Annotated in this window: 13 protein-coding genes; 5 read left to right on the top strand and 8 right to left on the bottom strand. The window is 63.7% G+C overall.

Going from position 1 to position 13,517, the window contains the following annotated elements; translation table 11 throughout:
- Nucleotides 1-62: 62 nt before the first annotated feature.
- The 4 genes from ABIB99_RS05360 to grxD are packed head-to-tail and all read right to left on the bottom strand — an operon-like array spanning nt 63 to nt 3,542.
- On the bottom strand, nt 63-1,325 hold the full coding sequence (locus ABIB99_RS05360) for a serine hydrolase domain-containing protein (protein WP_354175003.1): 1,263 nt from the start codon (nt 1,323-1,325) through the stop codon (nt 63-65).
- Between the two features lies 1 nt (nt 1,326).
- Nucleotides 1,327-2,613 (bottom strand): serine hydrolase domain-containing protein, encoded by a 1,287-nt coding sequence (locus tag ABIB99_RS05355; protein ID WP_354175002.1) that lies wholly within the window; start codon nt 2,611-2,613, stop codon nt 1,327-1,329.
- Nucleotides 2,614-2,659: 46 nt separating this feature from the next.
- Nucleotides 2,660-3,211, bottom strand: a complete 552-nt coding sequence (locus tag ABIB99_RS05350; protein WP_354175001.1) for an O-acetyl-ADP-ribose deacetylase — start codon at nt 3,209-3,211, stop codon at nt 2,660-2,662.
- 4 nt (nt 3,212-3,215) lie between these two features.
- Nucleotides 3,216-3,542, bottom strand: coding sequence for a Grx4 family monothiol glutaredoxin (grxD, locus tag ABIB99_RS05345; RefSeq protein ID WP_028147485.1), 327 nt, complete (start codon nt 3,540-3,542; stop codon nt 3,216-3,218).
- Between the two features lie 251 nt (nt 3,543-3,793).
- Between grxD and egtB the strand changes: the two genes are divergently transcribed.
- Both egtB and egtD read left to right on the top strand, forming a co-directional pair.
- Entirely contained in the window at nt 3,794-5,092 is a 1,299-nt protein-coding gene (gene egtB, locus ABIB99_RS05340; protein WP_354175000.1) for an ergothioneine biosynthesis protein EgtB, read from the top strand.
- Between the two features lie 50 nt (nt 5,093-5,142).
- The gene (egtD, locus tag ABIB99_RS05335) at nt 5,143-6,114 is read left to right on the top strand and encodes an L-histidine N(alpha)-methyltransferase (protein ID WP_063982369.1); all 972 of its coding nucleotides are present in this window, start codon (nt 5,143-5,145) and stop codon (nt 6,112-6,114) included.
- 212 nt (nt 6,115-6,326) lie between these two features.
- Here the strand turns inward: egtD and ABIB99_RS05330 are convergent, their stop codons facing one another.
- Nucleotides 6,327-7,520, bottom strand: a complete 1,194-nt coding sequence (locus ABIB99_RS05330) for a low temperature requirement protein A (protein WP_354174999.1) — start codon at nt 7,518-7,520, stop codon at nt 6,327-6,329.
- A 26-nt stretch (nt 7,521-7,546) separates the two neighbouring features.
- Nucleotides 7,547-7,783 (bottom strand): BolA/IbaG family iron-sulfur metabolism protein, encoded by a 237-nt coding sequence (locus tag ABIB99_RS05325; RefSeq protein WP_028147489.1) that lies wholly within the window; start codon nt 7,781-7,783, stop codon nt 7,547-7,549.
- Nucleotides 7,784-7,962: 179 nt separating this feature from the next.
- On the opposite strand from ABIB99_RS05325, the gene ABIB99_RS05320 reads away from it, so the two are divergent.
- Nucleotides 7,963-8,322, top strand: coding sequence for a DUF427 domain-containing protein (locus ABIB99_RS05320; protein ID WP_014494138.1), 360 nt, complete (start codon nt 7,963-7,965; stop codon nt 8,320-8,322).
- Nucleotides 8,323-8,379: 57 nt separating this feature from the next.
- Entirely contained in the window at nt 8,380-9,483 is a 1,104-nt protein-coding gene (locus ABIB99_RS05315; RefSeq protein WP_354174998.1) for an alpha/beta fold hydrolase, read from the top strand.
- A 33-nt stretch (nt 9,484-9,516) separates the two neighbouring features.
- Here the strand turns inward: ABIB99_RS05315 and ABIB99_RS05310 are convergent, their stop codons facing one another.
- On the bottom strand, nt 9,517-9,690 hold the full coding sequence (locus ABIB99_RS05310) for a DUF1328 domain-containing protein (RefSeq protein ID WP_028158427.1): 174 nt from the start codon (nt 9,688-9,690) through the stop codon (nt 9,517-9,519).
- 183 nt (nt 9,691-9,873) lie between these two features.
- Between ABIB99_RS05310 and ABIB99_RS05305 the strand changes: the two genes are divergently transcribed.
- Nucleotides 9,874-11,061, top strand: coding sequence for an acyltransferase family protein (locus ABIB99_RS05305; RefSeq protein WP_354174997.1), 1,188 nt, complete (start codon nt 9,874-9,876; stop codon nt 11,059-11,061).
- Between the two features lie 121 nt (nt 11,062-11,182).
- On the opposite strand, the gene purL is transcribed toward ABIB99_RS05305, so the two are convergent.
- The gene (gene purL, locus ABIB99_RS05300) at nt 11,183-13,393 is read right to left on the bottom strand and encodes a phosphoribosylformylglycinamidine synthase subunit PurL (protein ID WP_354174996.1); all 2,211 of its coding nucleotides are present in this window, start codon (nt 13,391-13,393) and stop codon (nt 11,183-11,185) included.
- Between the last annotated feature and the right edge of the window lie 124 nt (nt 13,394-13,517).

Raw genomic sequence — 13,517 nt, 5'->3', positions numbered from 1 at the left:
CTGTCATCGGGCGGCGCTTCGCGCCGACCCGTTGGCTCCATCCGGGCTACGAAGGCGGCTAGCTACCGCCCCATCGCCTGATAGATCAGCGTCTTCAGTGCGAGCTGAATGCGCCCGCGCTGCGAGGGGGTCTGCACCATGAAGATCCCGAACAGATCGTCTTCGGGATCGACGAAGAAGAAGGTGCCGCCGACGCCGTCCCAGCGATATTCGCCAAGCGGCCACGATGTCCCTGATGGCACCGAGGTGCGCACCGCGAAACCGAGGCCGAAGCCGGAGCTTCCGCCCGGATAATAATTCTGATCGCGCGCGATCTTCGTCCCGGGGCCGATATGATCCGACGCCATCAGCGCGATGGTCTCCGGCTTGAGATAGCGCCGGCCTTCATAGCTGCCGCCGTTGAGCAGCATCTGCGAGAAGCGCGCGTAGTCACCGACCGTACCAACAAGACCGCCGCCGCCCGACTCCCACCTCAGCGGTTTCCTGATATCGCGGACCTGCGTCATCGGACTGATCGCGCGATCCTGCGGCATCGGCTCGGCGATGCGCGGCCACTTGGCAGGATCGGCGACATAGTATGCGGTGTCCGTCATCCCGAGCGGATCGAGCAGCCGCTCCTTCTCGAACGCGAACAGCGATTTCCCCGATATGACCTCGACGATGCGGCCGAGCACGTCCGTGGAGTGGCCATAGTCCCAGTTCGTGCCGGGCTGTTCGGCGAGCGGAAGCGTGGTGATCTTCGCGACGAGTTCGGCGTTGGTCAAAGCTTTGTTGTCGAAGAGACCGGCGTCGGCATAGAGCTTGTTCACCAAGCCCCCGCCATAATAGCCGTAGGGCAGCCCGGCAGTGTGGCGCATCAAATCCTTGATCGTCACGGGGCGACTGAGCGGCTCCAGCGCCAGCGCAGCCTTGCCGTCCTCGGCCTTCGTCTCGACACCGACCTTCATCGCGCCAAAGGCCGGAATGTACTTTGCGACGGGATCGTCGAGCGAGAGCTTGCCCTCCTCGACCAGCATCATCGCCATAACTGTCGTGACCGGCTTCGACATTGAATAGAGCCGGAAGATCGTGTCCGCGCTCATCGAGATCTCGGTGGTGACATCGCGGACGCCGAAATTCTCGTAATAGACCGGCTTGCCGTGCTGCTGGAGCAGCAGGATCGCGCCCGGAAAGGTGCCGGCTGCGACCTCGCTCCTGATGTAGTCGGAAACCTTTGCCAAACCTTCTGGCGAGAAAGTGTGGGCGCGCCCTTCGGAGCCCGCTTGCGCACCAACTGCACCGAACAAAAGAACGAGCGCCGCAATCAGCGCGCGGCGCCCGAACATGTCAATTCTCCATGGCTTCATAGACCAACTGCTTCAATGTCCGCTGCACGCGCTGGCGCTCGGTCGGGGTCTGTTCCAGCAGCACGAAGAACATGTCCTGCTTGGGGTCGATGACGAAATAGCAACCGGAGGCGCCGTCCCACTTCAATTCCCCGAGATCGCCGGGCGGCGGTGGCTTGGCGTTGCCGGGATCGGTGCGGACCGCAAGGCCGAGGCCGAAGCCGAACCCGTCGCCGGGGAAATAGAAATAGTCGCGACTGACCCCCGAGGTCGGGCCGACCTGGTCAGTCACCATCAGCTTGAACGTCTCGGGCTTGAGGATGGTCTTGCCGTCGAGGCTGCCGCCATTGAGCAGCATCTGCGCAAAGCGCTCATAGTCCGCCATGGTCGTAACCATGCCGCCGCTGGCGAATTGAATTTTTTTGACAAGCGTCGGATCATTGATCCGGCCGACACGAAAATCGGCGTCATTCGGCACCGGCTGCGCCAGAAGCTTCTGCTTCTCGGGCGCGGTGACGAAGAAGCCGGTGTCGACCATGCCGAGCGGATCGAGCAGCTTCTCCCGCTCGATCTCGAGCAGCGGCTTGCCGGTTGCGACCTCCATGACTCGCGCCAGAATGTCGGTGGAATGGCCGTATTGCCACAGCGCGCCCGGCTGGTTGTGCAGCGGCAGTTTTGCGATGCGCTCGGCGAACTCGGCGAGATCGAAATCGCCGTCGTAGATCTTGGCGTCGCGATAGGCCTTGCGGACCAGGCTGTCGCCGTAGAAGCCATAGGTGACGCCAGACGTGTGCGTCATCAGATCCTTCACCGTCATCGGCCGGCTCAGAGGCACGAGTTCGAGCGACTTGGTGCCGTCGTCGGCCTTCTTCTCGACGCCGACCTTCACATTGGCGAAGGACGGAATGTATTTCGAGACGGGATCGTCGAGCTTGATCTTGCCGTCCTCGATCAACTGCACCGCAACGACGGAGGTGATCGCCTTGCTCATCGAGAACAGGCGGAAGATGGTCTTGTCCGTGATCGGCGCCTTGCTCACCACGTCCTGCACGCCGAAGGCTTCGTGGTAGACCGGCTTGCCGTGCTGCTTGATCAGCACGGTGGCGCCGGCGATCTTGCCGGTCGCGACCTCGTTCTTGAAGAACTCGCTGACCTTGGCGAGCTTGTCCTGATTGAAATGCGCGCCGGCCGGAATCTCGTAGGTGCCTTCGGCGCGCGCGAGCGACATCGCACCCAGCGACACCAGTGCGCCGCAAATCAACGCACGCAGTCCGAAATGTGAATTCATATCCCCTCCCCGGAAGGTGGCCGAGCGGAGTGTACTGACCACGTCATCAGGCACAAGGGCTGCCGTACCGCGCCAGAACGTCCGTGTGGAGCGCGGCGCTTGTCTCCGAGAAACAACAGAATATGACGCGGGTGACCAGCGGCGCAGCCGGCAGGGCTTCAATGGTCGTGTGGACCGCAATCTTCGCGGCCTGGTCGGCCGGAAAGCGATATACCCCGGTCGAGATCGCGGAGAAGGCTAGAGAGTTCAGTCTATTGGCCTGGGAGAGCTCAAGCGCACGGCGATAACAGGAACGCAGCGAATCCGCCTCGCCGCGGCTGCCGCCGTGCCAGACGGGGCCGACTGCGTGGATCACATGTCGCGCGGGCAGACGGTAGCCCTTCGTGATCTTGGCATCGCCGGTCGGACATCCCCCGAGCGTCCGGCACTCGGCCAGAAGCTCGGGACCGGCAGCGTCGTGGATTGCGCCATCAACGCCGCCTCCGCCAAGGAGAGACGAATTTGCGGCGTTGACGATGGCGTCAACGCCGAGTGTCGTGATGTCAGCGACGATAACCTCGAGCTCGGCGCCGCCAATGCGGCGCGTCAGCTGGGTCACACGATCAGGCCGCGACGGCGACGCCCTTCTCGGAGAAGAGCTGCTGCAGTTCACCGGCCTGGAACATCTCACGGATGATGTCGCAGCCGCCGACGAACTCGCCCTTCACATAGAGCTGCGGAATGGTCGGCCAGTTCGAATATTCCTTGATGCCGTTACGCAGTTCGGCGGATTCGAGGACGTTGAGGCCCTTATAACCAACGCCGATGTGGTCGAGGATCTGGACGACCTGGCCGGAGAAACCGCACTGCGGAAATTGCGGCGTACCCTTCATAAACAGAACCACGTCGTTCGACTTCACTTCGTTGGCGATGAATTCCTCGATGCTCATATCCATGTCCTTCCGGGGCGGAGCCCTCAACGATTCCCTCGGGCCGGCCCAGCCGATTTAACCCGATACCTGCCTATATATGTAGCCCAAACCGTTGTGCATCCAAAGTAAAATGGCGGCGAACAGCCCTTGAACACCCCTTGGGCGGCCGGTCCAGGCCACGCCGGCCCCATTACATGATGCCACGAATATCATCGCCGGGGAGGACTTTCATACCGTAACGGAGCCCCTATCTAGGACGAACCCAGGTTTTGGAACCGGGCAACGCCAACAACGTTCTCTTGTCCTGTCTGGAGAAAAACGTGACGAAATCAGCCTCGGCTACGGCCACCCCGCCGCTTTCGTCACCGTCGGCCGACCCGCGCGGCCTCGCCCAGGGGCTGGAAGAGGCATTTCTCGCCGTCCGCAACGAGACCGAGCGCCGGGCCGCGCCGCTGTCGCCCGAAGACCAGCAGATTCAATCCATGCCGGATGCGAGCCCCACGAAATGGCATCGGGCCCATACCACCTGGTTCTGGGAGCAATTCCTGCTCGGCGAGCACTGTCCCGGCTACCGGCCCTTCCACCCTGATTTCGCTTTCCTGTTCAATTCCTATTACGTCAGCGCCGGCCCGCGTCATTCCCGCAATCACCGCGGCGACATCACCCGCCCCAGCGCCGATCAGGTCGGCGCTTATCGAACATATGTCGATGCGGCTGTCGTCAAATTCTTCCGCGAGGTCGGCCCGGACAAGCTTCGCGAGATCGCGCCGCTCGTCGAGGTCGGGCTCAATCACGAGCAGCAGCATCAGGAATTGATGTTCACCGACATCCTGCATGCCTTCGCGCAGAACCCGATCCCGCCGGCCTATGATCCGGACTGGCGCTTCCCGGCTTCGACACGCGCGGGGGAGGATTGGCTGACGCTGAACGAGGGTATCCACACCGTCGGTCATGTCGACGACAGTTTTCATTTCGACAACGAGAAGCCGGCGCATCGCGCCCTCGTCGGTCCGGTCAGGGTCGCACGCAACCTCGTCACCAACGCCGAGTGGCTCGCCTTCATGCGCGACGGTGGCTACCGGACCGCAACGCTGTGGCTGATGGACGGCTTTGCCACCGTCAACAACGAAGGCTGGGACGCCCCCGGCCATTGGCGCGAGATCGACGGCCAGTGGCACACGATGACGCTCGCCGGCCTCAAGCCGGTCGATCTGGACGCGCCGGTCTGCCACGTCAGCTATTACGAGGCCGATGCGTTTGCGCGCTGGGCCGGAAAGCATCTGCCGACCGAGATGGAATGGGAGGTTGCTGCGCGTGCCGGCCAGCTCAACGACGCCTTCGGCATCGTCTGGCAGTGGACGCGTTCTTCATATTCGCCCTACCCCGGCTACCGCGCCATCGAAGGCGCGCTCGGGGAGTACAACGGCAAGTTCATGATCAACCAACTGGTGCTGCGCGGCTCCTCGCTTGCAACTCCCGAGGGCCACAGCCGTATTACCTATCGCAATTTCTTCTATCCGCACCATCGCTGGCAGTTCACCGGACTGCGGCTCGCCGATTACGTCTAGTTTTCATCCGACGATAAATGCGCGCCGGACAGCGCGTTCAGGAGAGTATCATGAATGTGCACGCCAGCGCTTTGGCCGAAGCCCATCTCCCCGACGAGCAGACCACCGCCTTCGCCCGCGAGGCCATCGAGGACCTCTCGCAGCAGCCGAAAAAGCTGTCGCCGAAATATTTCTACGACGCGACCGGCTCGGAGCTGTTCGAGGCAATCACGCGCCTGCCGGAATATTACCCGACGCGCACCGAGCTTGCGATCCTGAAGGAGCGCGGCAGCGAGATCGCGAAGATCATTCCGCAGCATGCGGCGCTGGTCGAGTTCGGCGCTGGAGCAACCACGAAAGTCCGCCTGCTGCTCGATCACTGCAAGTTCGCGGCCTATGTGCCCGTGGACATCTCCGGCGACTTCCTGAAGGCGCAGGCGAACGGCCTGAAGCGAGACTTCCCGACGCTCGGCATCTATCCGGTGGCGGCCGACTTCACCACGCCGTTCGAGTTGCCCAAGGCCGTCGCGTCGATGCCCAAGGTCGGCTTCTTCCCCGGCTCGACCATCGGAAATTTCGAGCCGCATGAGGCGCAGGCCTTCCTGAAGAGCGCCCGCAAGATCCTGGGCAAGGGCGCGCAGATGATCATCGGTGCCGACCTCGAGAAGGAAGAGCGCGTCCTCCACGACGCCTACAATGATGCCGCCGGCGTCACCGCCCGCTTCAACCTCAATGTGCTCGTGCGCATCAACCGCGAGCTCGGCGGCAATTTCGACCTGTCCGCCTTCACCCATCGCGCGATCTACAACCGCGAGCGGCACCGGATCGAGATGCATCTCATCAGCAAGAAGAGCCAGACCGTGCGCCTGCTCGGCACCAGCTTCTCGTTCCGTCCCGGCGAGAGCATCCACACCGAGAACAGCTACAAATACAGCCTCGAGCGTTTTGCTGCGCTGGCGCAGGGCGCGGGCTGGCAGGTGCGCGAAAGCTGGACGGACGCGGCGAAGATGTTTTCGGTGCACGCGCTGGAGGCGGCGGAGTAAGTGCTCCGTTGAATCTGAGAGCGGTTTCCTGCGGCACATCCTTCGAGACGCCCGCCTTCGGCGGGCTCCTCAGGATGAGGACGGAGCGCGCGGCAACAGTTTCAACGGGCGCCTATGCCGATTAGCCTCATCCTGAGGAGACCGCGCAGCGGTCGTCTCGAAGGACGAGGCGTGCGCTCAGACAGCTCTACGAGGACATGTGCGGCCGGAGCTCAATGCGCCTCTGCCTCCTCCGGCTTCGACCCCAGCGACAACGACTCCCAGACCGCGACCACGATCATGATCACGGTCGACGCGACCGACAGCCAGAGCGGCGAGAGATCGGCGGCGAACCACCACAGCACCAGTAGCAAGATGATGCCGATGCCGTGGGAGAGCTGGAGGAAGCCGCGGATCGCGTGCTTGAACAGGATGGTGCCGACCAGGAACACCAAGGGACCACCGACCGTGCTCACGATGGTCCTGATATCGGAATGGCCGGTCGGATGCTTCAGCACCAGCTCGTCCGACACCGCGGTCAGGATGATGCCGGCGACGATCGGCATGTGCAGATAGGTATAGGCCATCCGTGCCAGCCGGCCGGATTCGGTGGATGTCGAGAGCCGCTCGGAGCCGGCCTCCGCGCCCTTGTGGAAATAGACCCACCACATCGCGATGGCCCCGGCCAGCGCCGAGACGAAGGCCAGGATGTTGTCCGCGGTCCAGTCCAGTTCGGCAAAGGTGGCGCCGTTGACGACGACGGCTTCACCGAGTGCGATGATGATGAAGCCGGCGCAGCGCTCGGCCATGTGGCCGCCCTCGACGGCCCAGGCCTCCACCGACGAGAAGCCGAGCTTCGGGACCCAGAAGCGCACCGCGGGCGAGACGTATTCGATCGCGAGCGCCGCGATCCAGAACCACAGCCGCGCTTCGTCATGGGCGAGACCGCCGAGGATCCAGAAGATCGCGGAGCCAGAGAGCCAGACCAGAATGCGGATCGCGTTGTGCCGGACGGCCGTTCGATGGCGCGGGGTCGCGAACAGCCAGAAGGCGGTGCGTCCGACCTGCATGGTCGCGTAGGCGATCGCGAACCACAGACCCCGCCCCTCGAACGCGGTCGGGATCGTGGTCGACAGCACGAGGCCGCCCAGCATCATCAGGAAGATCAGGATGCGGACCGGGGTCAGCTCGGGATTGAGCCAGTTGGTGACCCAGGCGGTGTAGACCCACACCCACCACACCGCGAGGAACAGCACCGTGACGTGCACCGCGCCGAGCGGGGTGAAATGGTGCAGCAGCGTGTGCGAGACCTGCGTGACGGCGAAGACGAAGACGAGGTCGAAGAACAGCTCGGCATTGGTGACGCGGCTGTGCTGGTTCGGAGCGATGACGCGAAACATCGCGCCGCGAGGATTGTCCGCAGCCATCGTCATCCCCCCGTCGCGCGATCAGATCAGGCCCCCGGTACCCCGGTTTGCAGCGCCAGCGCATGCAGCACGCCGCCCATCTGGCCCTGCAGGGACTGATAGACGATCTGGTGCTGCTGGACGCGGGACTTGCCGCGGAAGGATTCCGAGATCACGGTCGCGGCATAGTGGTCGCCATCGCCGGCGAGGTCACGGATCGTCACCTCGGCATCGGGGATCGCTGCCTTGATCATCGCCTCGATATCGTGGGCGTCCATGGGCATTCGGGTCTTGCTCCTGTCTCGGCTTCGAATCGCTTGCCGGGGTCCCCGGACCGGCAGGGCCAAACTTAGCGTGAACGGCCTTCTACGTCACGCATTCCGGCACTATATCCCTGATCCCATCCGGATAAAGGCACGACAAAGTGCCGCGCGCGCAAGATTGATCGAAAAGGCGTGAAATCATGAAGCTTCCAGGGCCCGACCACCCCATCACCATTACCCAAAATCCCCGACGCGTCCGCGTCACGGCCGGCGACATCGTGATCGCCGAGACCAGCAAGGCGCTGATCTTGAAGGAGGCGAAATATCCGGCGGTGCAATATGTGCCGCGGGAGGACGCCAACATGGCGCTGCTGGAGCGCACCGACCGCGTCACCCATTGCCCCTACAAAGGGGACGCGAGCTATTACAGCGTCAAGGCCGACGGCAAGACGCTCGACAACGCGATCTGGACCTACGAGACGCCCTTCCCCGCGATGACGGAGATTTCCGGCCATCTGGCCTTCTATCCGGACAAGGTGAAGATCGAGGAAGTGGGATAGGCTCACCGCGCCGGGGCGATTGCAGGTCGCTTCCTCTCCGTCGACACAAGGCTCAAGATGCCGCGCAAAGCCGCAAGACTGATTGGGGTCTCGTTGCTGGGCGTGGCCGGTATCATCATCGTGGTGGCCGCCGCCGGACTGGGTTTTCGCGCTTATCGCCAGCATCTTGCCGCCGAAACCCTCGCGATCCGATCACCGAAGGGCGTGCAGGAAGGAGGGTTCGTCGACATCGGCGGAATCAAGCAATGGATTCAAATCCGCGGCGAGGATCGGGATAACCCGGTCCTCCTGTTCGTCCACGGCGGGCCCGGAGGCTCCAGCTGGCCAATGTCGTCGGGTTGGCGCCCTTGGGAAAAGCACTTCACCATCGTGCAATGGGACCAGCGAGGCACCGGCCGCACGTATGGCGCCACCGGAGACACGCTGGCACCAACCATGACACTGGAGCGCATGACGCAGGACGGCGTCGAGCTGGCCGAGCATCTGCGCACGCATCTGCACAAGGACAGGATCGTCCTGGTCGGGCATTCGTGGGGCTCGTTCCTGGGAATTCACATGGTGAAGCAACGCCCGGATCTGTTCTCGGCCTATGTCGGCACGGGCCAGGTGGTTGGCAGGACGACCTTCGAGAAGGCATTCGAGCTCACGATCGCGCGCCTGCAACGGCTTGCGGCATCCGCCAACAATCGTGAAGCCCTGGCGGAATTGGCGCCGGTCGCTTCACAGCCGACCCTCACCCCGGAAAATCGCCTGATTGCGGACAAATGGAGCAACGCGCTGGGTTTGCCGCCCGCCGGTGGCTTCCAGTTCGCCGGCCCCATCCCGCCGCTCTTCATGCCGGATGTCTCGCTGCTCGACTTGTACAACTGGCGCAAGGGAGTCGCCTTCTCGGCCAAATATCTGACCGGACGGAACGGGCCGATGTTTCAGAGCGACATGGTCTCGATGGGATTCAGATCTTCGATCCCCATGTTCTTCATTGAGGGCGACGCGGACGGCGTGACGCCGGGCGAACCCGCCGAGCAATATTTCAAGGAGATCACGGCCCCGCATAAGGAATTTGTGTGGGTTCGCGGCGGCGATCATTTCATTCCGTTCGATCGTCCTGATGAGTTCCTGGCCGAGCTGATGGCCCGCGTCATGCCATTCGCAGGCAATTGAGGGCCGGCCCCCGCGATTCGACCGGCAGCCCGGCTACGCCCTGAAGATCGTGAGCCCCAGTATCAGCAGCACCAGGAAGATCACGACGAAGATATAGAACAGGAAGCGGGCGACATCGGCCGAGGCGGCCGAGAGGCCGGTGAAGCCGAGCACGCCGGCCACGATCGAGACCAGGAGAAAGATCAGCGCCCATTTCAGGATCGTCATCGCCAACTCCGACTAAAATGCCGCATGTTTTGCGGCCCTCAACCCATTCGCGAACGCTAACTTCGCTGCACGGAACTGGTTCCTGAGGGCGCTCCGCGGGCAAGGCGCGGCACAAACTGCGCTTGCTGAATCCGGTTCCCGGCGGCACAGTCCGGCCAGGGCTGGAGCGCAATCGGGGCGACCATGATGACGATGTCACATTCCGCGACGATCGGCGCGGAGGCGCACGCCGCGCCGAAAGCCAAGGCGCGCAATCTGTCGCTCGATCGGACCCGCACCTTTCTCACGCTGGTGGTGCTGCTGCACCACGCCGTCATTCCCTACACCTATTTCGGTCACACCGACCCGGCGTCCTGGATCGGCTTCGACGTCGTCGTGCTCTGCACCGACAGCTTCTTCATGGCGATGTTCTTCTTCCTGTCGGGACTGTTCACGTGGTCCGGCATCGCGCGCAAGGCGCCACAGGTTTTCCTGCGCGACCGCCTGTTGCGGCTCGGGCTGCCGTTCGTGATCGCGGCCTTCACGGTCATCCCGATCGCCTATTACGCGATCGCGCTGCGGCACGATCCCGAGCTGACCTTCGCTTCGTTCTGGTGGAAGACGATCACCGTCGGGCCGTGGCCGAGCGGGCCGATCTGGTTCGTGTGGGTGCTGCTGGCGTTCGACCTGACCGCGAGCCTGCTCTACCGGGTCTCAACCCACCTGGTCGATCCGGTCAACCGCGTTTCGGTGCGCGGATTTGAGCAGCCGGCCGTGTTCTGGCTGCTGCTCGCCGTCGTCACTGCCGTCGTCTACGTGCCCGCGCTGGTCCATTTCGGGGCCAACAAATGGTTCGAGTTCGGACCGTTTTCGGTGCAGGCGAGCCGCGTCCTGCTCTACTTCGCCTATTTCTTCATTGGCGTCAGCGTCGGTGCCGCCAACTTCGATCGCGGTATCCTCAGCGCCGAGGGCCAGTTGCCGAAGAACCGATGGATGTGGGTGATCGCCACGCTGGTCCCCTACTGCCTGATGTGGTGCATGATCTACATCAAGCGCGCAATCCTCGGGAATCCCAACGTGCTGCCGGACTGGTATCAGGCGATCTACGGCACGTTCGTCGTGCTGTTCTCGGCTGCGATCCTGCTCGCGATCCTCGCCTTCTTCCTGCACCAGAAGTCGCCGGGGCCGAATCTGCTCGACCGCATGCAGGCGGACGCCTACGGCATGTTCCTGGTCCACTACCCGATCGCGCTGTGGATCCAGTATGTGCTGTTCGACTATTCGTGGCCTGCGATCTTCAAGGCCGCGATCGGCTTCGTGCTCACGGTGATGCTGAGCTGGGGACTGACGGCAATGTTGCGGAAGATTCCGGGCGCGTCGCACGTTTTGTGAGGCCGAGGTCTCTCCGCCTGTCATTGCGAGCGTAGCGAAACAACCCAGAGTCTCTCCGCGGAGACAGTCTGGATTGCTTCGTCGCTTTGCTCCTCGCAATGACGGAGTGTGTGGCGGCGCCTTACGCCGCCTTCCCGCTCATATATTCCGGCAGCCAGCGCTCGAACGATTTCCGCAGGCTATCGATCGCGACCGGCGCCTCGCCCGCGATCGCGATCGCATCGCCGCCGGTGGTGCCAATGCGCACGCAGGGCACCTCGCAGCCGCGCATCTTGGCCAGCACGCGGCCGGCTTCCGCTTCCGGCACGGTGACGAGATAGCGCGCCTGGTCCTCGCCGAACCAATAGGCCTGCGGCACGAGCGCCGCCGGCGCCGCCAGCAGTCTTGCGCCGATGCCGCTGGCCATTGCCATCTCGGCGAGCGCGATCAGGAGGCCACCGTCGGAGAGATCGTGCACCGCGGTCGCAGTGCCCGCATGGATCATGCCGCGCACGCAGTCGCCGTTGCGCTTCTCGGCGGCGAGGTCGACCGGCGGCGGCGCGCCCTCCTCGCGACCGCAGATGTCGCGCAGGTAGACCGACTGGCCGAGCCAGCCGTGGGTCTCGCCGACCAGGAGGATCGCCTCGCCCTCGGCCTTGAAGGCCAGCGAAGCGGACTTGGTGAAATCGTCGAGCAGGCCAACGCCGCCGATCGAAGGTGTCGGCAGGATCGCGCGGCCGTTGGTCTCGTTGTAGAGCGAGACGTTGCCGGACACGACCGGGAAGTCGAGCGTGCGGCAGGCTTCCGAGATGCCCTTCAGGCAGCCGACAAACTGGCCCATGATCTCGGGCCGTTCAGGATTGCCGAAATTGAGATTGTCGGTGATCGCGAGCGGCTTGCCGCCGACTGCGGTGATGTTGCGCCAGGCTTCCGCCACCGCCTGCTTGCCGCCCTCGAACGGATCGGCCTCGCAATAGCGCGGCGTGACGTCGACGGTCAGCGCCAGCCCCTTCGGCCCGTCCTGCACGCGCACCACGGCGGCATCGCCGCCGGGACGCTGCAAGGTGTTGCCGAGGATGACGTGGTCGTATTGCTCCCAGACCCAGCGCTTGCTGCACATGTCGGGCGTGCCGATCAGCTTCTCCAGCGCGGCACCGACGCCCATCGGCGCCGGCACCTCGCGCGCGTGCACCACAGGCAGCGCGGCGGAGGGAACGTGCGGACGGTCGTAGAGCGGCGCCTCGTCACCGAGCTCCTTGATCGGCAGGTCGGCCATGACGTCGCCGCCATGCTTGACGACGAAACGCTTGCTCGGCGTGGTGTAGCCGACGACCGCAAAGTCGAGGCCCCACTTCTTGAAGATGGCCTCGGCTTCCTTTTCCTTCTCGGGCTTGAGCACCATGAGCATGCGCTCCTGGCTTTCCGAGAGCATCATCTCGTAGGCGCTCATGCCGGTCTCGCGCGTCGGCACCGCGTCGAGATCGAGGTCGACGCCGAGGTCGCCCTTGGCGCCCATCTCGACCGCAGAGCAGGTCAGGCCCGCCGCGCCCATGTCCTGGATCGCGATGACGCAGCCCTTCTCCATGATCTCGAGGCAGGCTTCCAGCAGCAGTTTTTCGGCGAAGGGATCGCCGACCTGCACGGTCGGGCGCTTCTCCTCGGACTTGTCGTCGAACTCCGCCGAGGCCATCGAGGCACCGTGAATGCCATCGCGGCCGGTCTTGGAGCCGAGATAGACGATCGGCATGTTCACGCCGGAAGCGGCCGCATAGAAGATCTTGTCGGCGTCGGCGAGGCCCACGGCCATCGCGTTGACGAGGATGTTGCCGTCATAGCGGGTGTGGAAGCGCACCTGGCCGCCGACCGTCGGCACGCCGAAGGAATTGCCGTAGCCGCCGACGCCGGCCACGACGCCGGAGACGAGATGCCGTGTCCTGGCATGCTCGGGCGCGCCGAAGCTCAGCGCATTGAGGCAGGCGATCGGACGCGCGCCCATGGTGAAGACGTCGCGCAGAATGCCACCGACGCCGGTGGTCGCACCCTGGTATGGCTCGATATAGCTCGGGTGGTTGTGGCTCTCCATCTTGAAGACCACGGCCTGGCCGTCGCCGATGTCGATCACGCCGGCATTCTCGCCGGGGCCCTGGATCACCCAGGGCGCCTTGGTCGGCAGGCCGCGCAGATGGATGCGCGAGGATTTGTACGAGCAGTGCTCGTTCCACATCGCCGAGAAGATGCCGAGCTCGGTGAAGGTCGGCTCCCGCCCGATCAGCTTCAGGATGCGCTCATACTCGTCGGGCTTGAGCCCGTGGGCGGCAACCAGTTCGGGGGTGATCTTGGGTTCGTTCTTCATGGATTCGGGGCTTTCGGCGGCGTTTTGCCGTTCTTAGGAAGATCGGGGGCCTACGAAAAGCCCTTTATGGCGCATTTTCCCGCTGTCCCACGTTTTGCGGGCAGGCGGTCGGCGGGAACGGGAA

The organism is Bradyrhizobium sp. LA6.1, assembly GCF_040547805.1.
Lineage (GTDB): Bacteria > Pseudomonadota > Alphaproteobacteria > Rhizobiales > Xanthobacteraceae > Bradyrhizobium > Bradyrhizobium barranii.
The sequence above is the reverse complement of the archived record's forward strand: the minus strand, read 5'-3'. Positions and strand labels throughout refer to the sequence as shown.